Consider the following 22988-nt stretch of genomic DNA (forward strand, 5'->3'; position numbering starts at 1 on the left):
GACTTGCGCAGCGGTTTTCGATGGCGGAAAGGTGCGGGTGGGCCAACGCGCGACAAAGGGCGAGGGCAGAGCGAGCGCATCGCATGGCCACCGACGCTCGCCGCAAAACGCCAGGCGCCTCTGCATGCCGGCCACCTGCGCTTCGTACCGAGGGCGCCGCGAGGCGGTGTGCTGCACTGCTTCCTGCTCGACTGCTCCGGTTCGATGCTGGCGGGGCAGCGCCTCGCGCTCGCCAAAGGACTGCTGCTCGCGTTGTTCGACCGCGCGAGCAAGGCACGCGCCGATGCGGCGCTGGTGTGTTTCGGCGGCACAGGGGTGGACGTCCGCTTCGGCCCCGCCGTCCCGCGCTGGTGGAACGAACGCTGGCTGCAGCCGCTGGGCGGCGGTGGCGGCACGCCGTTCGCCGCGGGGGTGCATAAGGCCGCGCAACTGCTGGAACGCGCGGCGCGCCGCAAGCCTTTGCAGCAACGCTGGTTGTGGGTGCTCACCGATGGCCGCAGCGGCGACGTGCCGGTGCGGCCCAACGAGGTCGACCAGGTGGTGTTTGTCGATTTCGAGCGGGGCGCGATCCGCTTAGGGCGCTGCGAGCAACTCGCGCAGGCTTGGGGCGCGAGCTGCGTCCGGCCGGAATATCTGATCGGCTAGGCACTGAGCGTGCGTTCCGCTATCGCCATTGCGGGCCTCGCACGGGCCGCTTTTACGCGTTGATATTTGGGGGAGCGCATTACCGCAGCGCGACGGCGTTCACACGGCGGCGCTCCCGGTCCCGCGCCCAACAAGCCCCTACTTGATCCCGTTGGTCCAGTAGAGCACATCATCCTGACGGTCGAACACGAACACCTTCATCGCCATCTGCTGCGCCGCATCGAGCCGGTCGAACTCGAGACCGTGCGCCACAGGCTCGCCGGCCGCGCCTCTCTGCACGTTTCGGATCACGGCGCTGGTTTCGATGGAGGTGTCGAGGTCTTTCGACTTGAGGTGATACGCGACGCGCAGGCGGTCGCCAATCTGGCCCAGTGCCCACGATGCCGTGAGCGACATGCCGAGCGCGCTGATCCCCTTCGCGAGGCCGAGCCCTTCATACGTGTCGCCGGTTTCGCCGATGCCATAGCGCACGGCGAGCCGCGCGCGTACCCGGATCGACTTGCGCTCGCGCAGACGGCGGATCACGCCGGGCTTCGACAGAACAATGTAATCGAACGGCAACTGACACACCGCTTCGACCGTGCAGACAAAGCGGAACACCGCCTGACTGGCGATCGCGACGATCTCCACGTTTTCACCGACGCCGAGCGGCAAGGCCTTTCCTTCGAACAACGGCGGCGTGGCAAACAACGACTCGTTCGGTGCGAAGCCAATAATGCGGCAAGGATGCATGGGCGCCGCGCTGCCGATTTGCTGGCGTACGCCGATCAGCGCACCGATGGTCAGGTGCATATCTTTGACCGACAGCGGCTCCGACGTGTCGGGCGCGACGGCCCCATCCGCTGCGGGTGTGGGCGTATCGCTGACGTCGCCGCGTTGCGGGCGGAAATGGTCGAACAGGAACTTGCGTTCCTCCAGGCCGACCAGAATCGCACCGGCGTCGAACAGCAGCGTGCCGTCGCTGTCGACGATCGGCCAGTCGAGCGGCGTGCCGACCGGAACGGTGTCGAGGCTCAGCGCGGCCGACGCTGCCTCAACGGGTGATTCCACGGTATCTTCGTTCATTGGGTTTTTAGTAGCGAAGTAATGGGCGGATTAGTGATATTAACGTCAAAGTTTCGGAAAAGCTTAATGGTCTATTTGCGTTTGTCGAAAATACCGTGCGAGTGGTTTTATGCCGGCTTATTCGGATCATGGATACCGCGCCAGACACCTCAGCGTCCGAAACCGCCAACGGCCTTGAGCATGAAGACCAAGGTGAGCCTCATTCGACGGCCTTGATCCGTTCAGCTCACCAGTTGTTCGCGCATCCATTCATAAAACGCGCGGATCTCCGCTTCGCGCGGATGGTTTTCGCGCCAGCTCACGAAGTACTCGAGGCTTGCCGGCACGCAGACCGTGCCGATCTGCACCAGCGTGCCTTGTTCGATTGCATCGCGCACCAGCAGGCGCCGCGCCGTCACGGCGCCCTGACCGGCAATGGCCGCCTGCAGCAACGAGTCGGGATTGTCGAAGATGGGGCCGAACGTCGGCTCCTGCAGGGGCAAGCCGGCGGCCTCCAGCCAGTCGCGCCAGGCACGGTGGGCGAAGCGCAGCATCGGCAGCTTGCGGGTATCGGCGACGCGGAAATTGGGAATCTGCGCCAGCAACGACGGACTGGCGACGGCAATCAACTGGTCGTCGATCAGCTTGTGAGAGACGAAACCCGGCTCGTCGACCCGTTTGTGCCAGATGCCCAGATCGGCGGTGTACGGATCCGGCGGTACGAGCTGGGCATGCACCCGCAGCATCAGCTCGATGTGCGGTTGCTGCGCCGCGAAGCCGTTGAGCCGGCGGATCAGCCAGTTGCCGGCGAGGTCCGACATCACGCTGACTTCGAGCCGCACCGCGCCGCCACGGTCGCCTGCCCGCGCTTCCGTGAGGGCGTCGTCGATCTCCGCAAGGCCGAGCCGCACCCGCTCGGCCAGCCGCGCGCCCGCGCTGGTCGGGATCATGCGCGGCCCCACCCGGCGAAACAGCGGCGTGCCGAGCGTATCTTCGAGGTTGCGCAGATGATGGCTGATCGCGCTGTGCGTCAGATTCAATTCGTCGGCGGCCCGCGTAAAACTGCGATGCCGGCTGGCTGCTTCGAGGGCGCGGAGCGCCTGCAGGGGAGGGAGCGGTTTGGCCATGATGTCAAATTCTACTCACAATCCCGGCAAAAACGTTTCGTTGGCCGGCGAAAGCGCGAGCAGGGACAATGGATCTCCGATTCATTTGCTCGAGTTTTTCACCATGTCGAAAGGGTTGCGCGTATTCGCCTTGTTTGCCTGCGGGTATTTCATTTCCTATGTCTATCGCGGCATCAATATCGAATTCGCACCGTTTATGGCGCGTGACATCGGTTTGTCGGCGGCGGATCTCGGTCTGCTGACGAGCCTCTATTTCCTCGGTTTTGCGGGCGCGCAACTGCCGGCGGGCGTGCTGCTCGATCACTTCGGTGCCCGAAGAGTCTCCGCGCTGTTATTGCTGGTCGCCGCCGCCGGCGCGGCCGTGTTCGGCATGGCGCACGGCCTCGCGACCTTGATGGCGGGGCGGCTGTTGATCGGCGTCGGGGTGTCGGTGTGCCTCGGCGGTGCGTTCAAGGCGCTGGCGCAGTGGTTCCCGGTCAGCCGCTTGCCGCTGCTCAATGGGCTGGTGATGGCGGTGGGCGGCTTCGGCGGCGTCGTGGTGGGCTCGCCGTTGAACTGGCTGCTGCACTTTACCGACTGGCGTCTGGTCTGTTTCGGTCTGACCGCGGTGACGGTGTGCACGTCGGCTGCAATCTGGTTCGGCGTACCCGACGCGGTGCAGACGCATCGGCAAGCGGGACTCGTCGAACAGTTGCGCGGCGTGGGGCATGTGCTGCGCAGCCGCGTGTTCTGGAAGATTGCGTCGCTGTCGGGTATGGCGCAAGGGGTCTTCTATGCGATGCAATCGCTGTGGATGGCGCCGTATATGCGCGACGTCATCGGCCTGACCGCGCATGCCACGGCGACGCTGGTCTCGGTGGTGGCGCTGGCGATGATGGCGGGCTGCGTGGGATTTGGCGCGATCGCGCGTCGGCTGGAGCGGTTTGGCGTGAGTCTGGCCGCTTTTTCAGGGGTGGGCATGCTGCTGTTCATTGGCGTCCAGGGCGCCATCATGGCCCGCGTGCCGGTGCCCGCGGTGTGGCTGTGGGCCGCTTACGGGGTCTTCGGCGGCTCGGGGATTCTCAGCTATGCCGTGCTGGCCGAACACTTCCCGAGCCATCTGATAGGCCGCGTCAACACGACGCTCACGCTGGTGATGTTCGTGCTGATCTTCCTGTGCCAGACCGGCGTCGGCGCGGTGTTGAGTCTCTATCCGGCGCGGCTGATGGCCGATGGCGCGCACTATCCGGCCGAGGCGCATATGAGCGCCTGGGCAGTGCTGCTGGCGTTGCAGATTCTCGGTGCGGTCTGGTATTTCTGGCCGCAGGCGAGGCGGGTGACGGAAACGGTGCGGGGAGCGGAGGCGGGTTGACGATCCAGGCGAGAGGGTCCGCCCGCTCGCCGGCGAGATCCCGCTCAGGCTTCAGGTGCGCCTTGCGGATACCACCGCGGCGTATACACCCACTCTCCCTGAGCGCCACGCGCAAAGCCACGCGTCGTGGACGACCCGAGAATGAGCATCGTGCGCATATCGACATCGTCTGAACGCAACTCGCCTAGCGTGGTACTCCTAAGCGAAGCCCCCGCTCTGCCGATATCCCTTCCCAGCACGACCCTGGTCGCCGGCGCACGATATTCCCGCACGATATCGAGTGCCTTGTCCAACTGCCAGGGCCGCGCGCGCGAGATCGGGTTATAGAACGCCATTACCAGATCGGCTTGCGCCGCGTGGCGCAAACGCGTTTCGATGATCGACCACGGCTTGAGGTTGTCCGACAAAGACAGCATGCAGAAATCGTGGCCAAGCGGGGCGCCCGCTTGCGCGGCCGTCGCCATGGCGGCCGAAACGCCGGGCACGATGTTCAGTTCGACGGCGCCCCAGCGCGCATCCCCGGACGCATCGAGTGCTTCAAGCACCGCGGCGGCCATCGCAAACACCCCGGGATCGCCGGACGACACCACCACGACCGCACGCCCCGCACTCGCCAACTCGAACGCATGTCGCGCCCGCTGCATCTCTTCGCGGTTGTCCGTGCCATGCACTTGTTGATCGGCGCGGAATGGGCCCGCCATCTTCACGTAGGTTTCGTAGCCGAGAATGTCAGTCGCCTCGCCAAGCGCCGTGCGTGCGGCGGGCACCATCAGTTCCGCGCTGCCGGGGCCGAGGCCGAGGACGGTGAGACTGCCACGGCGCTGTCCGACCGTATCCGGATCGATGGGCGTCCGGCTCAACGCGAGGGCGATGTCCTCGTGGGCGTCGTCCTGTAGCGTCGCATAGGGCACGCGCATGGCGGCTTCAAGCAAGCGCCGCGCGGTCGATGTCGTGATCGTGTCGTCGTGATGCGCCGCGCGTGTGATGCCATCTGTGCCGGCTTCGACAAATCTCAGCGGCACGCCCAACGTATCAGCCGCTTCGACAAGCGCGCCATCGCCCATCCGCGCCACTGGTGCAAGCAGCGCCGCGAGCGAAAGCGGCGCCAGGTCGTGCGCCTGCAATGCGGCATGAACCTGTCCGGCGATAAGCTTGCTATCACCGCTCACCGCTGCGACCACACTGCGCGGATGAATCACCAACTCATTCGCGCCGCCATCCCAGGCCTTCGGCGTCACGCGAATCGCGAGCCTTGCTTCGCTCGCGCGCGGCAGTTGCGCATCGTCGAGCCACGGGGCATCGCCTTCGATGCGCGTGCTTTCTCCAGCCAGCAGATCCGACACGAAGCGCTTGCCTTGCGTGAGACTCGCCAACGCGTAACCTTCCGGCGGATTCAGCACGCAGGTGCCGAAGCGCAACTCGCCGCTCGTCGTGATAGCCGGCGCGACCTCGAGCGCAGCGGCTATTTCACGCGCCATCACATTCACGCCCGCCAGACCGCCGAGCAAGGGCACCACGGCGCTGCCATCTTCGGCTACGGCTAGCACAGGCGGTTCGACGCCTTTGTTGGCAAGCAGCGGCGCTACGCAGCGAATCACAATGCCTGCCGCACACAGCGCGACAATCGGCGTGCCGCGCGCATACAGGTCGCGCAGATGCGCGGCGAGTTCGGCGTACGCCACGTCCGCCTCGACGCGGCCCTGCAAGCCATGCACCCGAGCCCCCGGATAGCAAGCCTGCACGCGCCGGGCCGTAGCGAGCGCGCCGGCGCCGAGAATCACGATGGCTGGCGGCGTCATCCTTGCCATTTTTCCCCCGGCACGACGAGCAGCGAAAAATACGGCGAGGCCATCGGATCGACTTCGGCGAGCGGCACGATGCGCTGGTTCGCCATCGTCGCGCGCTCGATGTACAAGGCCCGCTCCGCGAGTCCGAGTTCGCCGAGCACGCGCCGCACCTTGTCGAAATTGCGGCCCAGTTTCATCACGACGGCGGCGTCCGCATCGGCGAGGCGTCGTCGCAACTCCTCCTCCGGCAGCACACCGGACAGCACCGACAGGCTCTGATTGCGATACACCAGCGGCGCGCCGAGCACCGCCGCGCCGCCAAGCATCGAGCACACGCCGGGCACGACTTCCGCTTCGAAACGTGCCGCAAGCCGGTCGTGCAGGTACATATACGAGCCGTAGAAGAACGGGTCGCCTTCGCAGATTACTGCGACGTCGCGGCCCGCGTCGAGGTGCGCGGCGACGATTTCAGCCGCGGTGTCGTAGAAGTCGGCAATGATCGATTCGTAGCATAGCGGCGGTTCCAGCGCCTCCGTCGTCACGGGGTAGACGAGCGGCAAGTGCTGCTGTGTCTCGCTCAAATGCGCCTCGATGATGCCGAACGCATTGCCTTTCTTGCCCTTGGCGACGAAATAGGCGACCACCGGCGCGGCCTTCAGCAGGCGCAGCGCTTTCAGCGTGATCAACTCCGGATCGCCGGGGCCGACACCGAGTCCGAACAGCCGGCCGGAACGATGCTGATGAGCGCTCATTTATTCGGCCTCCGAAGCGAGTGCATTGACTGCGGCGGCGGCCATCGCGCTGCCGCCACGCCGTCCCTGCACGATCACGTAGGGCACGCCGCGGCTGTGTTCGGCCAGCAGCGCTTTCGATTCCGCCGCGCCGACGAAGCCCACCGGGAAGCCGAGAATCAGCGCGGGGCGGGGCGCGCCGGCGTCGAGCATCTCGAGCAGATAGAACAGCGCGGTCGGCGCATTGCCGATCACCACCACGCTGCCCGCCAGATGCGGGCGCCATAGTTCGAGTGCCGCCGCCGAGCGGGTATTGCCGAGTTCGCGCGCCATCGCCGGTACTGAAGGATCGCCGAGCGTGCAGATGACCTCGTTGCTAGCAGGCAGACGCGCACGCGTGATGCCTTCTGCGACCATGCGTGCGTCGCACAGAATCGGCGCGCCGCCGGCGAGCGCCGCGCGGCCCGTTGCGCCGGCGCCAGTGGAGAAACGCAGGTCGTCGACCACGTCGACCATGCCGCAGGCGTGAATCACACGCACGGCGAGTTTTTCGAGGTCCACGGGAATGCGCGAGAGGTCGGCCTCCGCGCGAATCGTCGCGAAGGATTGGCGGTAGATCTCCTGACCGTCGCGGATGTAATCAAGCATCAAAAGGGCTCCGAGCCAGCCGCGCGAGGGCGTCGGCGGCCTGTTCAATCGTCAGATGGTGCGCGACGCACTGGCCGAAGCCGGGGTGGTCGTCGTCGCGTCGATAAAGGTCGTAGTGGCGCGGCGCCACCGCCAGCAGCGTGTACGGCGCACGATGCGCCGCCGCGCATGAGCGTGGGCAGCCGCTTAGATGCACTTGTTCGACGGTGGGGGGCAACAGCGCGGCGAGGCGTAATGCGTCGGCCTTGGTGTCGGCCTGGCTTTTCGCGCAACCGGTCGAGCCGGCGCAGGCGATCAGCCTTGCGAGCGGCTGGGTGGCTTCGCAAGCGAGGCCGAGTGCGGCAAGGCGGGTGAGGACGGAGGCGGTCGAGTGCGCGGCGATGTCGGGCAGCAGCACGCTTTGCCATGGGGTCATGTGCAAGGTGGCGTCGCCGGAATCTTCGGCGATGGTTGCAAGGGCGCGCAACGTTGCTGCGTCAAGCCGGCCGAGCGGCGGCTGGCCGCCCGCTTGCCACGTGCCCGCCATACGCTGCGGATGGGCGCCGAGGCGCAGCGAGGCGTCGGCGGGCGCGCGATGCCAGTCGGCGAGTGCGGGGTCGCGGTTTAGCGGGAAATCGAGGTACGTCTGGGTGTGCTGCAAGACGGCTTCTACAGGGTGGGCCGCGAGCAGGTGCCGCATGCGCGTGTCGTCAGGGGCGGCCAGGTCGAGGAACGTTTGCAGCAATGCGTTCACCAGCGCGGGCACCCGCGAGGGCAGGACGGCGGCGAGTGCGGGGGTGCCGGGTTTCGCATTGCGTCCGCGGTCATCCGCTCGCGCCACCGGCGGACAGCCGGCCAACCCGAACGCGAAACGCACACCCTCAGGTGCAGCCGTCGCTGCTAGCCAGACATCATGCGGATGGTCGAGCATCGCCAGTTGCTCGCCGCCGTCCAGCAGCAGCGCGAACTTCGGCGACAGCGCAGCGAAACGCGGCTCACTTTGCAATAGCGCGAGGATCTGCGCAGCGAGCGCGCGAGTGTCGAACAACGCCTGCGGATCGCGGCCGGCGCTCGGGCTGATCATCAGGTTGCGCACGTCGTCTGCGGCGGAGGCGGCAAGCAAGGTGGTTGTAGTGGACACAGTAGGTGCAGTAGACGCATCGAGCGCAACAGCCGCTCCGTAGTTCGCCGCATCAATCAACCCCGCCGTGGGCCCGAGCCCCGCATTCACCAGCGTCTCGATCAACGCCGCCTCATGCCCTGCCATCACCCCACGTATCTGCAGATTCGCCCGGTTGGTGACCTCGATCACGCCCGCCGCGTGCTGCTCCGACGCCTCGGCAATCGCGCGCGCCTCGGTGGACCGCAACACGCCGCCCGGCAGCTTGACGCGGCAGATGCCGCCATCGAGCGCCGCGACGATGCGCAGCAGCCCCGGGCAAGCCGAGGGGCGGGCAGTAACAGGCGTGACGAAGGAGGATGAAGCGTGATTCAAGAGAGCACCGGGTTAGCGTCGCGCGACGGTCCGAGCTCGCTGCATACCGTTGCTGGGGCGGCCACACTGGCTCTGTGTGCCCTCTTCGGCCCCGAAGGGCGCCGACGACACGGTATTATGCCTTTTTTCGAACAGCACAACGACGCTGCGGCCTTGATTGGCGCGCCGCAGCCGATCAATTCAAGATCACGTATGAGGAAGGATTCATGCCGGCATGGCTGACCGTGGTAGGCATCGGCGATGACGGCTTTGCCGGTCTGGGGCGAGCGGCACGCCGCGCGCTGCTCGACGCGGCCGTGGTATTCGGCGGCGAGCGGCATCTGGCGATGCTGCCCGCCCGTCTCGCCGCGCGGCGCGAAGCGTGGCCGCGTCCCTTCGATATCGCTCCGGTGCTGGCCCAGCGCGACACTCCGGTATGCGTGCTCGCCAGCGGCGACCCGATGCTGTTCGGCGTTGGGGCGACGCTCGCGCGTCACTTGCCCGCTGGTGAAATGCGCGTGCTGCCGGCGCCGTCGTCGCTGTCGCTGGCGGCAGCGCGCCTCGGCTGGCCGTTGCAGGAGGTGACGGCGGTTTCGCTGGTAGGCCGGCCGCTCGCTACGCTGAACGCGCATGTGCATGGCGGGGCGCGGCTTTTCGTCTTGAGTGCGGACGGCGCCACGCCGGCTGCTCTGGCGTCATTGCTCACATTGCGCGGCTTCGGCGCGAGCCGCATGATCGTGCTGGAACACCTGGGCGGCGAGTGCGAACGCCGTCTCGATGGCCGCGCTGATGCATGGTCCGGCGAGACTGTGGCCGCGTTGAACCTGGTCGCGCTGGAATGCCGTGCTCTCGACGGCGCGCCGCGTCTGCCGCTCACCCCCGGTCTGCCCGACGATGCGTTTCGCCACGACGGCCAGTTGACCAAGCGCGACGTTCGCGCCATCACGCTCGCGCGTCTTGCGCCGATGCCCGGCGAACTGCTGTGGGATGTCGGCGCGGGCAGCGGCTCGATCGGGATCGAATGGATGCGCACGCATCCGGCTTGCCGGGCGATCGCCATCGAAGGCCATCCGGAACGTCAGCGCTTTATCGAACACAATCGCGACGCGCTTGGCGTGCCGGGTTTGCAACTGGTCGCGGGGAGGGCACCCGAGGCGCTTGACGGCCTTGCCGCGCCCGAGGCGATTTTTATCGGCGGCGGCGTGACCGTGCCGGGCGTCCTCGATGCCTGCTGGGCGCAGTTGCGGCCGGGTGGCCGGTTGGTCGCGAATGCGGTCACGCTGCAGGGCGAGGCGGCGCTCGTCGCGTGGCGTGCGCAGCGTGGCGGCACGCTTACGCGCATTGCGCTGGCCGAAGCGCAGCCGCTGGGTGGTTTCGATACATGGCGGCAGGCGTTGCCTATCACGTTGCTGGAAGTGGGCAAGCCGAGTGGTGAGCCGGGGGATGAGCTTGCGGCAGAGTCAGCATCCGGTCACGCCGGCGGCGTCGGACGAGACGCCGGGCGAACGAAGCCATGACCCGCATTCTCCTGCTCGGCGGCACCGGCGACGCCTTGCAAATCGCGCGTCGACTCGGCCCTGACCACGTCTACAGCCTCGCCGGACTCGGCAAGGTGCCGACGGATCTTGCCTGCACCGTCCACGTCGGCGGCTTTGGCGGCGCTGACGGACTGGCGCGCTATCTCGACGACGAGCGTATCGGCCTGCTGGTGGACGCCACGCATCCGTACGCCGCGCGGATCAGCGCAAACGCTTTTGCCGCGAGCCGTGCCGCGCACGTCCCGTGCTGGGCGCTGCGCCGCCCGGCCTGGCAACCGCAGACCGGCGACGACTGGCGCATGGTCGACAACTGGGCCGAGTTGACCAGTGCGCTCGCCCCGTTCTCGCGTCCGCTCTTTACGCTGGGCCGCGAACCGCTCGCGCATCTCGACGAGATCCCCGCGCACCAGCACTGGACCGTGCGCTGTCTCGAAGCCCACCCAGGCAACGCGCAGGCGCGCATCCTCGATGCACGCGGGCCGTTCACTGTCGAAGGCGAACGCAGCTTGTTCAGCGCGAGCCGGATCGACGTCGTGATCAGCAAGAACAGCGGCGGCAACGCCACCGAAGCGAAACTCGAAGTCGCCCGCGAGCGCAGCCTGCCGGTCATCATGCTGCGGCGTCCGGACTTGCCCTCGGTGGAGCGCGAATTCACGCGCGCTGCCGACTTGCTGGATGCACTGCAAACCTTAATATCCTGACTGTTTCGCGCGTGCCTTGCCATGACGAATCGCATCGGGCACGCGCATCGGATCATCGAATCACGGAGTTGGCATGACGGTGTTTTTTATCGGCGCGGGTCCAGGCGACCCGGAGCTCATCACGGTGAAAGGGCAGCGCCTCGTGCGCAGTTGCCCGGTCATTCTGTATGCGGGATCGCTGGTTCCGGCCGCCGTGCTGGACGGACACACCGCCGGTCAGGTCGTGAATACGGCCGAGCTCGATCTGGACGAAATCATCGCACTCCTGAGAGAAGCGCATGACGGCGGCAAAGACGTGGCGCGAGTGCATTCGGGCGATCCGTCTTTGTATGGCGCGATCGGCGAGCAGATCCGCCGCCTGCGAGAATTGCGGGTTCCCTATGAGATCGTGCCCGGCGTGACGGCGACGGCCGCCTGTGCGGCGGCGCTCGGTTGTGAGCTGACCTTGCCAGACGTGTCGCAGACGCTGATCCTCACGCGTTTCGCCAGCAAGACGAGCATGCCGGAAGGCGAGCAGTTGGGCGATCTGGCGCGCCATCGTGCGACGATGGCGATTCATCTCGGCGTGCGGCATCTGGCGCGGATCGTCGATGAACTGCGGCCGCATTACGGCGACGCTTGCCCGATCGCGGTGATCTACCGCGCAAGCTGGCCGGATGAGGAGAAGATCACGGGCACGCTTGCTGACATTGTCGGCAAGGTGCAGACCACGCAGATCGAAAGAACCGCGCTGATTCTGGTTGGGCGCGTGCTGGATGCGGAGGGCTTTGCGGATTCGACGCTGTACGCGAAAGCGGGCAGCTAGACGGGGCGAGGCGACCCGAAGGCAGCCCCGCCCGCATTCTCAATGCACGTGGGTCTGTGCCTGAGGCTGGCCGCTCGAACGCGGCTGCGTGACCGCGCTCACAATCACGAACACGATGATGTTCAAGGCCAGCGCGACGAAGCCGATGTTCACGTCCTTGGCGACATCGGGCAGGAACGGGAACAACTGGCCCATGCTGAGATGCATCAGCGTGGTCACCGCCACCACGGCCACGCCTGCCAGAATCCCGCAGAACGCGCCCTGCTTGGTGGCCCGGTTATGCGGTGCGAGACTGCACACCATGGCCGGAAACAACTGCGTAACGAAGCTGTAACCCATCAGCAGCAGGGCCACGATGGTCTCGCCGCCATGCAGCGTAAAGGCCACGGCCACCAGCGCCACGACCGGCACCAGCATGCGCGCCAGCTTTGTGACGGCCGCGTCGGTTGCGTCGCGCTTCAGCAGGCCCCGATAGACGTCGTTGGCGAGCAGGGTCGAGGCCGTGTTGAGGATCATCGAACCCGGCACCAGCGCGGTCAGCACGCCGGCCCCGCCGATCACGCCCACGAACCACGGATCGAAAGTCTGCAGCGACAGCCTGAACAGCGACAGATCGATATCGCCGCCTTTCAGGCCCGGCACTTTCAGCACGGCCGCAAAACCGACGAAGAACACGAACAGCAGGATCAACTGATAGAGCGGCAGCACCATCGCGTTGCGGCGGAAAATGCGTTCGTCTTTCGCCGTGAAGATCGAGCCGAACGTATGCGGCCACATGAAAAATCCGAGCGCGGTGAGCAGCACGGTCGACTGGAACCAGGCCACGCTCGAACCCTTGGCGGGGAAGGTGAGGAAGCCGGGTTTGGCGGCGTCGATGGTCCGGAACATGTCGCCCAGTCCGCCGTAGTAGTGGATCGGCAGATAGATGCCGAGAAACAGCACCACCGCCAGGATCAGCGTGTCCTTTACCACCGAGTTCCACGCCGAGCCGCGCACCCCCGAAACGATGACGTAGCACGTCACCACCGCTGCGCCGATCCAGACCGCCGAGGTCGACGAGATCGCGCCGTACGAGGTGGTCGCGACGATGATGCCGAGCCCCTTCAGTTGCAGCACGAGATACGGGATCAGCGCCGCCACGCCGACCAGCGCGACCAGCACGCCGAGCGCCGGGCTATCGTATTTGCGCGAGAAGAAGTGCGGCTGCGAGATCAGCCGCTGGGCTTTCGCAAAGCGCCAGATGGGCGGCAACATCCAGTACGACAGGATGTAGGCGAGCGACCCGTAAGCGAGGATGTAATAGACCGGCGCGCCCTTGCCGTAGGCGAACCCGCTGCCGCCGAGAAAGGTGAAGGTGGTGTAGATCTCGCCGGCCATCAGCAGGAACACGAACGCGGTGCCGAAGCTGCGGCCGCCGACCGTCCATTGTTCGAGACTCATGTCGTGGCCGCGCTTGGCGCGCAGCCCGAGATACAGCGCGAACACCGTGACGGCGGCGATGATAACGAGAGCGCTGCTCATGATCGGGCCTCATCGGTATCGACGGCGGTCTGACGGTTGGTGGGGTCGAGCCGGTAGATCACCGCCATGATGATCGAGATCAGGATCACCCACAGCACGATCCAGCCAAGCACGAACGGCATGCCCAACACCAGCGGCTCGACGCGGTTGACGAACGGAACGCCGAGCAGGATGCCGATGAACGGCAGCGCGGCGAGAAAGCGAAGGAACATGTGGAGCGACTCCTCGAACGGATCGATGCGTTAGGTGAAGCCTGGTCTTCCGTCCCGACTTTATGCCAGATAGGTCCGGTCCGTAAAGGTCGTCAAAAAGATGTAGGCCGTTTGACCGTAGTGGGGCGCAGGCTTGCGCGGTGGGGTTGCGCCAGGTCTGCTGAATCGTTCTGCCATGCTGCATTGCGCCACGATTGCGCCGCGCGGATAGTGTCGTACGAATGCCGCGCCGCGATATCATTAGGCGTGCGAGTATCCTGGAGCCACGGGTAGGCGCAGCAACGGGTGCCGCATACACGGCGCCGGTGGATCGATCTGGACGGGGCGCTGGCTTCGTCCAGCCAGACAATCACCGACGGCTCATCGCGTTCCAGCCGGAACCCATCAGCCGTCGTTCGAGGCGGATCGCAAAACATGGTGGAAAGTCTGATCGCGGACATTCTGTTTGGGTTCACCGGGTTGATCAGCATCATCAATCCGTTCGGCATTGCCTTTGTTTTTCTCGACCGGACGGCGTCGCTCACCACGGAAGAGCGCACGGCGCTGGCGCGCAAGATCGCCATTAACGTGCTGTGCGTGTTGCTCGTCGCGTTCTTTTTCGGCACACCCGTGCTGCATTTCTTCGGCATTTCCATGGAGGCGCTGCGGATTGGCGGTGGCCTCGCCGTCGCGGTGAGCGGCTGGAACATGCTCAATGCGCCCGATACGCCGCCTGCCGACACGCCCGTCAAGCGCGTCGACGCGGACAATGCCACCTCGAAGGCGTTCTTCCCGCTGACGGTGCCGCTGACCACCGGGCCTGGTTCGGTGGCCACCGCGATTGCGCTGAACGCCAATCGCACCCACAAGCTGTCGGAGTTCGTGCTGTCGAGCATCGCCTCGGTGGCGATCTCGCTTATCGTGGCCGTGGTGGTCTATATCACCTATAGCCGCGCCGTCATTTTTGCCCGCTACCTGGGCGTTGAAGGCACCAAGGTGGCGATGCGGGTGTCGTCGTTTCTGCTGCTGTGCATCGGCGTGCAGATCATCTTGACCGGCTTTTCCGAGTTTCTGATTCCGATTGCGCAGCTGCCGCCGAAGTAGCATCGAACACAGCCAAGGAGACCCCCCATGTGCCGCTGGTTGGCCTACACCGGAAACCCCGTCCAGCTCGAGACGGTGCTGTTTCGCGCCAAACACTCGTTGATCGATCAAAGCCTGCATTCGCGCCTCGGCCAGACCACCACCAATGGCGACGGCTTCGGCATCGGCTGGTATGGGCGTCCCACCGACATTCCCTTTCGCTACCGCTGCATGCAGCCCGCGTGGAGCGACCGGAATCTGCGCGAGGCGGCCCGCGCCATCCATTCGCCGCTGTTTGTCGCGCACATTCGCGCGGCCACCGACACGCCTGCGCAGGAAACCAACTGCCACCCGTTTCGCTACGGCCGTTGGCTGTTCGTCCACAACGGCCTCGTGCGCAATTACCCCGCGGTGCGGCGCGAACTGATGATGGCGATCAAGCCCGAGCTGTTCCCGTCCATCGAAGGTTCGACCGATTCCGAGGTACTGTTCTTTCTCGCGCTGACCTTCGGCCTCGAACTCACGCCGGTCACCGCGCTGGAGCGGATGGTCGCCTTCGTCGAAGCCACCGGGCGCAAAAACGGCGTCGAGCAGCCGCTGAACATGACCGTGTGCGCGACGGACGGCGAACAGATCATCGCCGTGCGCTACTCGAGCGAACGCGAATCGCGCTCGCTGTTCCACAGTTCGTCGTTCCATCATCTGCGCGAGCTGTATCCGCACGATTCCCGCATTGCTGCGGCCGGTGACGACGCGTTCCTCGTCCTGTCCGAACCGCTGGTAGATCTGCCCGGCTGGTGGGAAGAGATTCCGGAGAGCACGGCGGTGGTGGCGCGCGGCGGCGAGATCGAACAGTACGCGTTCAATCCGCACCTCGGCTGACGGCGCGTGCGTGGGGGCGCTCGCCCACGTTGAACGCGGCCACCGCCGCTTGCAACTGACGCGCCTGATCGTCGAACGACTGCGCCGCCGCGGCCGCCTGTTCGACGAGGGCGGCATTCTGCTGGGTGACGTTGTCCATCTGCGTCACGGCCAGGTTGATCTGCTCGATGCCCGCGCTTTGCTGGCCCACCGCCGAAGCGATCTCCTGCACGATGCTGGTCACGCGGGCCATTGCCTCTTGCGCTTCCTGAATCGTTGTACCGGTTTTCTCCACCAGTTCCGCGCCCGTGCCGACCTTGCTCACGGCGTTGTGAATCAGGCCGCGGATCTCCTTCGCGGCGCCTGCGCTGCGCTGCGCCAGATTGCGCACTTCGCTCGCCACCACCGCGAAGCCACGTCCTTCTTCACCCGCGCGCGCCGCTTCGACGGCAGCGTTCAGCGCGAGGATGTTGGTCTGGAACGCGATGCCTTCGATCACCGCAATGATGTCCACCATCTTCTGCGATTCGCCTGAGATGTCGCGCATCGTCGCGACTACTTCCACGACCATCGCGCCGCCGCGGTCGGTGATCTGCGCGGCGCTGGTCGCGAGCTGGCTTGCGCTGCGGGCGTTTTCCGCGGTGTGATGCACCATCGACGTCATCTGCTCGAGGCTCGAGGCGGTTTGCTGCAACGCAGCGGCCTGGCTTTCGGTACGCGCCGACAGGTCGGCATTGCCGCCGGCAATCTCGCGCGCGGTGACGGCGACGTTGTCGGCGACGCCGCGAATCTCGCTGATCGTGCGCCGCAACGCATCGCGCATCTGGCGGATCGTCTGCATCAGGCTGTCGGTGTCGTTCTTGCGGGTGCGGATGGCGATCGCGAGGTTGCCCGATGCAATCGCCTCCGTGACCTCGGCGGCGTAGTGCGGATCGCCGCCTATGGTGCGTTCGATGCTGCGGTTGGTGAACGCAACCAGCAGCGCGAGCAGGGCCGCCAGCACCAGGAAAACGCCGCCGGCTGCATAGAGCGAGGTGTGAAACGCGGCATCGATGTCGTCCACATACGCGCCGGTTGCGATGATCCAGTCCCACGGCGCATAGCGCACCACGTAGCCGAGCTTGTCGACCGCTCTCGCCGGCGTGACGTTCGGGCGCGGGAACACATAATCGACGAAGCCGCCTTGCGGCGCCTGCGCGGTCGCGGCGAAGGTCACGTAATGATGGCGGCCGTCGGCGTCGGCCGCCTCGCTCAGGTCCTTGCCGTCCATCTTCGGCTTGATGGGGTGCATCACCATCTGCGGCCGCGAGTTGATGACGAGAAAGTAGCCGTCCTCACCATAGCGGATGTCGCGCAGCCGGGCGAGCGCCTGCTGGCGGGCCTGCTGATCGGTGAGGGTGCCGGCCTGCGCCAGCGCGGCGTACTCCTCGACGATGGACAAACCGATATGCGCCACGTTGACCAGATCGTTCTTGCGCTCCTCAATGCGCGTCTGGTACGACAGGTAAGCCGCCGAGACCGACACCAGCAGCAGGGCGGTCAGGCTGACCAGCAGCGGCAGCCAGAGCTTTTGCTTGAATCCGAGCTTGCGCATCCACACTCCGTGAGAGGCTTGTCCATAGCGTGGGGCCGCACTTCACCGGCGCAGGCGGCCTTCACCTGTTTATCGGCATCTTGGGGGTGTGGGTGTCTAGAGTGAAACCCTTGGGTGGGGGAAGCGTGGGTGGAGTGGGTATGCGGCGGGGACGCGCTCCTGTCCCGCTACCGCCTCAACAACATCGAACTCAGCACGGAAAACACCGTCGACGGCAGTTCCGCCAACCGGCTCACCACGACGTTGTGCGGATAAAACGCTTCCACGGCATCGGTCAATACACCGACGCCCACCAGTTCGATCCCGGTCTTCTGAATCGCCGCGACCCGTTGGCGCAGATCGCTGCGCAACACCAGCGGGTCGCCGTCGCCGGTGGCCGGATAGCCGTCGGAGAACACCATCAGGATGCGCCGCTCGGCCGCATGATCCGCGAGCCGGGTGGCGGCCCAGGCGAGCGCCTCGCCGTCCGGGTTCTCGTGCCCGCAGTCGATGCCTGTGAGGCCGCTCAACTCCGCCGAGCCGAAGCGTTTGTAGATCTGCAGATCGAGCCGTTCGACGAGCCGGTTGTAGCGGCGCAAGTCCACGCCGGCCGCGCGTTGCCGTTCGTAGAGTTGCTTCATTGGCGGCGATTCGATCGAGCTGTAGCCGAGCACTTCGCAGTCGAAGCCCAACTGCGTGAGCGCATCGCCCAACGCCGCCGCACACAGCCGCGCCAGTTCGATCTTGCGGCCGGCCATCGAACCGCTGCGGTCGATCAGCAAGGTGACGGCAACGTCGCGCCCTTTCGTGGCGCGCTTCACCTTGAACGGCGTGCGATAGCCCGGCGAGGTGGCGAGTTTGGCGAGCGACGGCCGGTCGATTTCGCCGCGCTCCTGCTCGCGCCGCCAGCGCGTGCGCTCGTCCGCGCTCAATGCGCGCTCGAGTTTTTCCTTGAGCTGGGCGGTTTCCGCGCGCGCCTCGTTGCGCAGTTCGCGCCATGCCGTGGCGTCGCCGCGACCGGTCTGGTCGTTGACGACGTCGAACTCGGTGGCAAGCGGAATCGACATCACCATGCGCGCGGTGGCGCGCAGCGTGTGCGTGGTGGCATCGGCGCGTGCTGCGGATGGCTGCGCGTCGGCGAGCGCGTGCCCCATGCCGGCGCCGTTGAGGGCTTCGGCGGCGCCGCTCGGGTCGGTGGGCGAGGGCGCCGCGCTCTCTTCGCTCGCGCGGGTGCCGTCGCTTTCGAACGGATCGAACGACGAGCGTAGCGGGTCGGTATCGATGTCTTCGGCGGTGCCCACCGAGAACATCATGTTGTTGACCTCACCGGCCGACAGCGCCCGAACCCGCGCAAGAATCTCCTGCGCCGCGGCGATGCTGTCCGCGGTGGAGCGGCTGTGGGCCGCCCGCTCAAGAAGATCCTGCGCGGCGCCTAGCGCGGCTGCGAGTGACTGGCTCGTTTCGTTGCCTGCAACAGGCTCATCCCATAGCGCGCGTTCCACACGCCAGATGAAGCGGTCGCGCCAACGCAGACGCGTCCAGCTTTGCTGCATGCGCGCTGCGGCATGCGCCCTGAGCTTGCCGATAAACCAGCGCGCGCCGGGATACTCTTCGAGCAACTGCGCGCACACGCGCCGGTCTTCGATGACCTGGGCGAGATTGCTTGCCCCCCCTCGCGGCAGCGCTTCGAGTTGCGCGAGCGTGGAGTGTTTGGCCCGCGCGACGAGCAGGTCGAGATAGCCGACCAGCACATCGGTTGACAGACTCTCGCCCACCTCGTAGTCGGGAATCACGATGCGGCCACGCTCGACCCGCGGTCCATCCGGACTGAACACGACTGTCACGCCGTACTGCCCCGTGAGAACGCGCGCGATCTTGCTGAGCGCGGACTCGAATTCGAAGCCCCGGGCGTCGCGCGCCGTATGCATCGCGCTCACCCGGCGGGGGCGATGTGATGGCGAATGATGCCGCGGATCAGCGTGGCGTCTTCCGGGCTGACCTTGGCGTAGATGGCGGGGCCGGCGGCACGCTCGGGGTCGCCGGTGCGCAGCATCAGCTCGGCCCAGTCGAGCAGCCGCCGCGTGGAGAACGCGCTCGACAGATCCTCGCGTGCGAACGCCGCCCGGCAATCGGCGGCGATCGCCGCGAGCGTGGCGGCCAGCGTGGGCGTCATATGCGGAGCGAGTGTGCGCACCAGCACGTCGGCCTCTTCGGCAGGCGACAGATAGTCGAGCAGATACACGCGCCAGCGGTCGAGGAACGCCTCGTTCATCAGATTCGCGCCCTGATACAGATGGCGGAACTGGCTCATCGCGCCGACTGCGTTAGCGGTGGCGAACAGGCGAAATGCCGGATGCGGTGCGACGACCTCGTTGCCTTTCTCCTTCAGGGTGAGACGGCCATGTGGTTCGAGCACGGCGGTGAGAGCCGCGAGAATCGACGGCTCGGCGAAGTCGATCTCGTCGACGATCAGCCAGAGTCCCTCACGCATCGCGGTGGGCAGCACGCCGTCCACCCACAGCGTCTCGCCGCCCTTGACGGTCCAGAAGCCGACGAAGTCGCCCACGGTCGTCTGGCCGTTCATGTTCGAGCGCACCACGCCATGCTGCGCACGCGCGGCGACCTGTTCGATCAGACTGGTCTTGCCCGCCCCCGTATGGCCGATCAGCATGACGCGCTTGTTCTCGACGATATCTTCGACGATGTCGTTAAAGCGTTCCGAGAACAGATAAGCCGGATTGACGCGCGGCACCAGCGGGCCGGGCACGCCGCAAGGCACCTCGATTTCGCCTATGCGGACTGAGTGGCCGGTTGGCGCGGAGGCGGCATCGGTCGGGCTAGCGCCGAATGCTTCGCCCGCGCTCCCAGCATTGCGCCGCGCTGCCGCCGCGCGTTGCAACGCCGGCATGAACGCGGCACGCTGCTGGGCATCGGCTTGCGGCGACGCGCCGCGCGCCTCGAACACAAAGCCTTCGCGATGCCATTTCTTCAGCTTCGCAAGCAGGTTCTCTTCATCCACCACCAGATCGATATCGACCGACGCGTTGCCTTGTGCGGTTTCGACGCCGTGTTCCAGGCGATAGGTTTGTGGCCGATCCGCCACGGTGACGCGCCACCATTCGGCGCCGGTGTCGGTGTTGCGCAGGTACAGGCCAAGGCGTTCGTCTTCGGTCAGTTCAGGGGCGTTCATCGGGGCGAGTCGTCAGGTTCAGCCATGCCGGCTGGGAGCAAGCATCTATCTTATCGCGGACACCTGGCGCGACGCCTGCCGGCCGGCAGGTCGGCCATTCACGAAGAGGGAGCATGCGTCGAGATCGCCAGAGACAAATGACATTTGCGTCAAACGAAATATACTGTCAAAGACGATTCACCTATAGTGCGAGCGCGCGTTTCCCCGGCTTTCTGGACGCGGTCCGGCGTCATGGTTTCGCTTCACTTAAGCAATTCGAACAATTCAGGCATTGATCCGGTGCTTTCCACCATTCTCTGTGTCCAGTGTCGCGACTGATGGCCCATGCGGGACGAAACCACGATATGGCATAAGGCAAAACAATGAGACTACGCACACAACTGATGGCCACTTTGCTGGTGGCAAGCCCGCTCGCGCATGCACAAAGCAGTGTCATTCTGTATGGACGGCTGGATGCCGGCGTTCAGTATCTGAATCACGTGAGCAACGGCAACGGCGGCACGGCCAATAGCTGGAGCGCCGAAGGGGGCGACTGGGGCACCAGCATGCTGGGCCTCAAGGGCAATGAGGACCTGGGTGGCGGGCTCAACGCCATCTTCACGTTGGAAACCGGCTTGCAGGTGATGAACGGCACGACGAGCGGCGGCCGGCTGTTTTCGCGCCGCGCCTTTGTGGGCCTGAAGAGCGACGAGTGGGGCACGCTGCAGGCGGGCCGCAACCTGTTTATCGACAGCGACGGCGTCTGGGAATTCGATCCGATGGTCCAGCAGGCGTTTTCGTCCGCCTCACTCGTGCGCGGCCGCAACTGGCAGCAGACCAGCAACAACATCGAATATCACAGTCCGGTGTTCGCCGGTTTCGACGTGCAAGGCCAGTATGCGTTCGGCAATCAGCCGAACGGTTTCAACAACGGCGCAGCGGGTGAGTTCGGACGCTCGGACGGCATCATGCTGTCGTATCACTCGACGCTATTCGACGTACGCGGCATCTACGACGAACTGCGCGACAACAACGGCCAGTTCACGAATATCTTCACGAGCTCGCGCGAGTTCTTCGTGGGCGCGAACGTGCACTTCGACTCGATCAAGATCCAGGGCGCCTATACCCACTACGCCGCGCCGGACACGCCGGACGGCCTCGCGGACAGCGCCAATTACTACTGGCTGGGTGCGACGTACAACGTGAACACGGCCTGGGCCCTGACGGCAGCGGGCTTCTATGTGGACGTGGGCGACGGCGGCGGCGACGCGCTGCACGATCCGTCCGGTCACGCGACGATGTACACGCTCGGCACGACCTACAACCTGACCAAGCGGACCTTCCTGTACGGCACGGTAGCTTACGTGGACAACAGCAAGCAGGCCAATTTCTCGCTGCTCGCCAATCCGCGCGAAGGCACCTCGAGCACGAGTCCGCTGCAAGGCGAATCGCAGACGGGCGCCTACGTCGGCATCATGCATCAATTCTAAGGGCAACACGCGGTGCGGACGGCGCTGTCCACACCGCGCGTGGTGTCTTCGTTGCCGGGATGCGGTTGAGTCTGTATGGTGGATGAGCTTGTGCGGGCTGACGCACCTTCATGCACGCTTAGGCCTGCTCAACACCAGGGACAACGAATGACTTCCAACGCTGCTTTGCCCGATGCACCGAATGCATCCGCTGCACCACCGGCATCGCAAACATCGCCTGCCTCGCAGCACGCGGTCCGCACCGATGTCCTGATTGTCGGCGCCGGTCCCGTTGGACTGTTCGCCGCGTTCGAGGCCGGCGTGATCGGGCTGTCATGCCAGATCGTCGACGCGCTCGGCGAGGTAGGCGGTCAATGCATCGAGCTGTATCCGGACAAGCCGATCTACGACATCCCCGCCATTCCGTCGTGCACCGCCCGCGAACTGGTCGAGCGTCTGCTGGAGCAATGCCGTCCCTTCGATGTGCCGATTCATCTCGGTCAACGCGTCGAGTCGGTCGAGCAACGCGCCGACGGCCGCTGGACGGTCAAGACAGGCGAGGGCCTCGAATTCGACGCGGCGGCCATCCTTCTCGCCGCGGGCAATGGCGCGTTTGCCCCGCAGCGGCTTGCGCTGGAAGAGGCCGTGCCGCTGGAAGGGCGTCATGTGCATTACAGCGTGCGCAATCTCGCGGACTTCGCCGGTAAGAACGTGGTGGTGGCAGGGGGCGGCGATTCCGCACTCGATTGGGCGCTGGCCCTGCGTTCGGTGGCGGGCAAGCTGACGCTGGTGCATCGGCGCAACGGCTTCAGTGCGGTGGATTCGAGCGTCGAGAAGATGCGCCGCGCGGTGGAGGCGGGGGAGATGACGTTTATGGTCGGAGCCATAGCCGGGCTGAATGCTCCCAACGGCACGCTCGAATCGCTCGAGATCCGCCAGGTGGGCGGCGCCACACAGATCGAGGCGGAGCACGTCGTCGCGCTATATGGACTCGTCGCGGACCTCGGGCCCATCGCGAACTGGGGCTTGAGCCTGCATGCCGGGCGGATCGACGTCGATACTTCCAATTATGAAAGCTCACGGCCGGGCATCTTCGCGGTGGGCGATATCGCCAACTATCCGAACAAGCAAAAGCTGATTCTGTCCGGCTTCCATGAGGCGTCGCTGGCCTTGCGCAAGGCTTATACATATGCGTATCCGGAGCAGAAGCGCGTGCATGTGCATTCGAGCTACGACGCCAAGCTCGCGGCACGGGTGGCGACGAGCGCGGAGTAGGGGCAAGGGGGGCTTG

20 protein-coding genes are annotated in these 22988 nt (G+C 65.6%); 9 read left to right on the forward strand and 11 right to left on the reverse strand.

From position 1 onward, the window contains the following. Window positions 1-3 precede the first annotated feature (3 nt). Window positions 4-645: a vWA domain-containing protein gene (locus P3T42_RS17305; protein WP_429306730.1), complete on the forward strand. Its 642-nt coding sequence runs from the start codon at window positions 4-6 to the stop codon at window positions 643-645. Window positions 646-783: 138 nt separating this feature from the next. Here P3T42_RS17305 and P3T42_RS17310 read toward each other — a convergent pair whose 3' ends face one another. Continuing rightward, on the reverse strand, window positions 784-1710 hold the full coding sequence (locus tag P3T42_RS17310) for a flagellar brake protein (protein ID WP_429306731.1): 927 nt from the start codon (window positions 1708-1710) through the stop codon (window positions 784-786). Between the two features lie 221 nt (window positions 1711-1931). Then, complete coding sequence (locus P3T42_RS17315; protein ID WP_074295547.1) at window positions 1932-2816, reverse strand: LysR substrate-binding domain-containing protein; 885 nt, start codon at window positions 2814-2816, stop codon at window positions 1932-1934. A gap of 103 nt (window positions 2817-2919) precedes the next feature. Between P3T42_RS17315 and P3T42_RS17320 the strand changes: the two genes are divergently transcribed. Next, a complete protein-coding gene (locus P3T42_RS17320) occupies window positions 2920-4167 on the forward strand; it encodes an MFS transporter (protein ID WP_429306732.1) in 1248 nt (415 codons plus the stop codon). Between the two features lie 44 nt (window positions 4168-4211). Here the strand turns inward: P3T42_RS17320 and cobJ are convergent, their stop codons facing one another. From cobJ to cobG, 4 genes are read right to left on the reverse strand one after another with little or no spacing between them, the layout of a single operon-like run. Then, window positions 4212-5966, reverse strand: coding sequence for a precorrin-3B C(17)-methyltransferase (cobJ, locus tag P3T42_RS17325; RefSeq protein WP_429306733.1), 1755 nt, complete (start codon window positions 5964-5966; stop codon window positions 4212-4214). Beyond that, window positions 5963-6706, reverse strand: a complete 744-nt coding sequence (locus P3T42_RS17330) for a precorrin-2 C(20)-methyltransferase (RefSeq protein WP_429306734.1) — start codon at window positions 6704-6706, stop codon at window positions 5963-5965. The genes cobJ and P3T42_RS17330 overlap by 4 nt, the downstream gene beginning before the upstream one ends. Then, the gene (locus tag P3T42_RS17335; protein ID WP_429306735.1) at window positions 6707-7333 is read right to left on the reverse strand and encodes a precorrin-8X methylmutase; all 627 of its coding nucleotides are present in this window, start codon (window positions 7331-7333) and stop codon (window positions 6707-6709) included. It abuts the gene before it with no gap. Further along, window positions 7326-8807, reverse strand: a complete 1482-nt coding sequence (gene cobG / locus P3T42_RS17340; protein ID WP_429306736.1) for a precorrin-3B synthase — start codon at window positions 8805-8807, stop codon at window positions 7326-7328. The genes P3T42_RS17335 and cobG overlap by 8 nt, the downstream gene beginning before the upstream one ends. A 206-nt stretch (window positions 8808-9013) precedes the next feature. Between cobG and cbiE the strand changes: the two genes are divergently transcribed. The 3 genes from cbiE to cobM all read left to right on the forward strand — a co-directional run bounded on the left by cbiE (window position 9014) and on the right by cobM (window position 11830). After that, the gene (gene cbiE / locus P3T42_RS17345; RefSeq protein ID WP_429306737.1) at window positions 9014-10303 is read left to right on the forward strand and encodes a precorrin-6y C5,15-methyltransferase (decarboxylating) subunit CbiE; all 1290 of its coding nucleotides are present in this window, start codon (window positions 9014-9016) and stop codon (window positions 10301-10303) included. Next, complete coding sequence (locus tag P3T42_RS17350) at window positions 10300-11025, forward strand: cobalt-precorrin-6A reductase (protein ID WP_429306738.1); 726 nt, start codon at window positions 10300-10302, stop codon at window positions 11023-11025. The genes cbiE and P3T42_RS17350 overlap by 4 nt, the downstream gene beginning before the upstream one ends. A gap of 73 nt (window positions 11026-11098) precedes the next feature. Next, window positions 11099-11830: a precorrin-4 C(11)-methyltransferase gene (cobM, locus tag P3T42_RS17355; RefSeq protein ID WP_429306739.1), complete on the forward strand. Its 732-nt coding sequence runs from the start codon at window positions 11099-11101 to the stop codon at window positions 11828-11830. Between the two features lie 39 nt (window positions 11831-11869). Here cobM and P3T42_RS17360 read toward each other — a convergent pair whose 3' ends face one another. Together P3T42_RS17360 and P3T42_RS17365 are read right to left on the reverse strand one after the other, a co-directional pair. Further along, on the reverse strand, window positions 11870-13351 hold the full coding sequence (locus P3T42_RS17360; RefSeq protein WP_074295540.1) for a sodium:solute symporter family protein: 1482 nt from the start codon (window positions 13349-13351) through the stop codon (window positions 11870-11872). Beyond that, entirely contained in the window at window positions 13348-13563 is a 216-nt protein-coding gene (locus P3T42_RS17365; RefSeq protein WP_429306740.1) for a DUF3311 domain-containing protein, read from the reverse strand. The genes P3T42_RS17360 and P3T42_RS17365 overlap by 4 nt, the downstream gene beginning before the upstream one ends. A gap of 414 nt (window positions 13564-13977) precedes the next feature. Here P3T42_RS17365 and P3T42_RS17370 point away from each other — a divergent pair, with 414 nt between their 5' ends. Both P3T42_RS17370 and P3T42_RS17375 read left to right on the forward strand, forming a co-directional pair. Further along, window positions 13978-14646: a MarC family protein gene (locus P3T42_RS17370; RefSeq protein WP_074295538.1), complete on the forward strand. Its 669-nt coding sequence runs from the start codon at window positions 13978-13980 to the stop codon at window positions 14644-14646. Between the two features lie 27 nt (window positions 14647-14673). Continuing rightward, entirely contained in the window at window positions 14674-15507 is an 834-nt protein-coding gene (locus P3T42_RS17375; protein WP_074295537.1) for a class II glutamine amidotransferase, read from the forward strand. Here P3T42_RS17375 and P3T42_RS17380 read toward each other — a convergent pair. The 3 genes from P3T42_RS17380 to P3T42_RS17390 all read right to left on the reverse strand — a co-directional run bounded on the left by P3T42_RS17380 (window position 15488) and on the right by P3T42_RS17390 (window position 20249). Further along, the gene (locus tag P3T42_RS17380; RefSeq protein WP_429306741.1) at window positions 15488-17080 is read right to left on the reverse strand and encodes a methyl-accepting chemotaxis protein; all 1593 of its coding nucleotides are present in this window, start codon (window positions 17078-17080) and stop codon (window positions 15488-15490) included. The two genes, P3T42_RS17375 and P3T42_RS17380, sit on opposite strands and share 20 nt — an antisense overlap. A gap of 167 nt (window positions 17081-17247) precedes the next feature. Then, a complete protein-coding gene (locus tag P3T42_RS17385; protein WP_429306742.1) occupies window positions 17248-18987 on the reverse strand; it encodes a cobaltochelatase CobT-related protein in 1740 nt (579 codons plus the stop codon). Window positions 18988-18992: 5 nt separating this feature from the next. Continuing rightward, window positions 18993-20249: an AAA family ATPase gene (locus tag P3T42_RS17390; RefSeq protein WP_074295535.1), complete on the reverse strand. Its 1257-nt coding sequence runs from the start codon at window positions 20247-20249 to the stop codon at window positions 18993-18995. A 362-nt stretch (window positions 20250-20611) separates the two neighbouring features. Between P3T42_RS17390 and P3T42_RS17395 the strand changes: the two genes are divergently transcribed. Together P3T42_RS17395 and P3T42_RS17400 are read left to right on the forward strand one after the other, a co-directional pair. Beyond that, window positions 20612-21718: a porin gene (locus P3T42_RS17395; RefSeq protein ID WP_429306743.1), complete on the forward strand. Its 1107-nt coding sequence runs from the start codon at window positions 20612-20614 to the stop codon at window positions 21716-21718. Window positions 21719-21865: 147 nt separating this feature from the next. Then, window positions 21866-22972 carry an NAD(P)/FAD-dependent oxidoreductase gene (locus tag P3T42_RS17400; protein ID WP_429306744.1) on the forward strand — a complete coding sequence of 369 codons (1107 nt, stop codon included), beginning with the start codon at window positions 21866-21868 and terminating at the stop codon, window positions 22970-22972. The last annotated feature ends 16 nt before the right edge of the window (window positions 22973-22988 follow it).

This window comes from Paraburkholderia sp. GAS38, assembly GCF_050434965.1.
In the GTDB taxonomy this organism is placed as follows: Bacteria; Pseudomonadota; Gammaproteobacteria; order Burkholderiales; family Burkholderiaceae; genus Paraburkholderia; species Paraburkholderia phenazinium_A.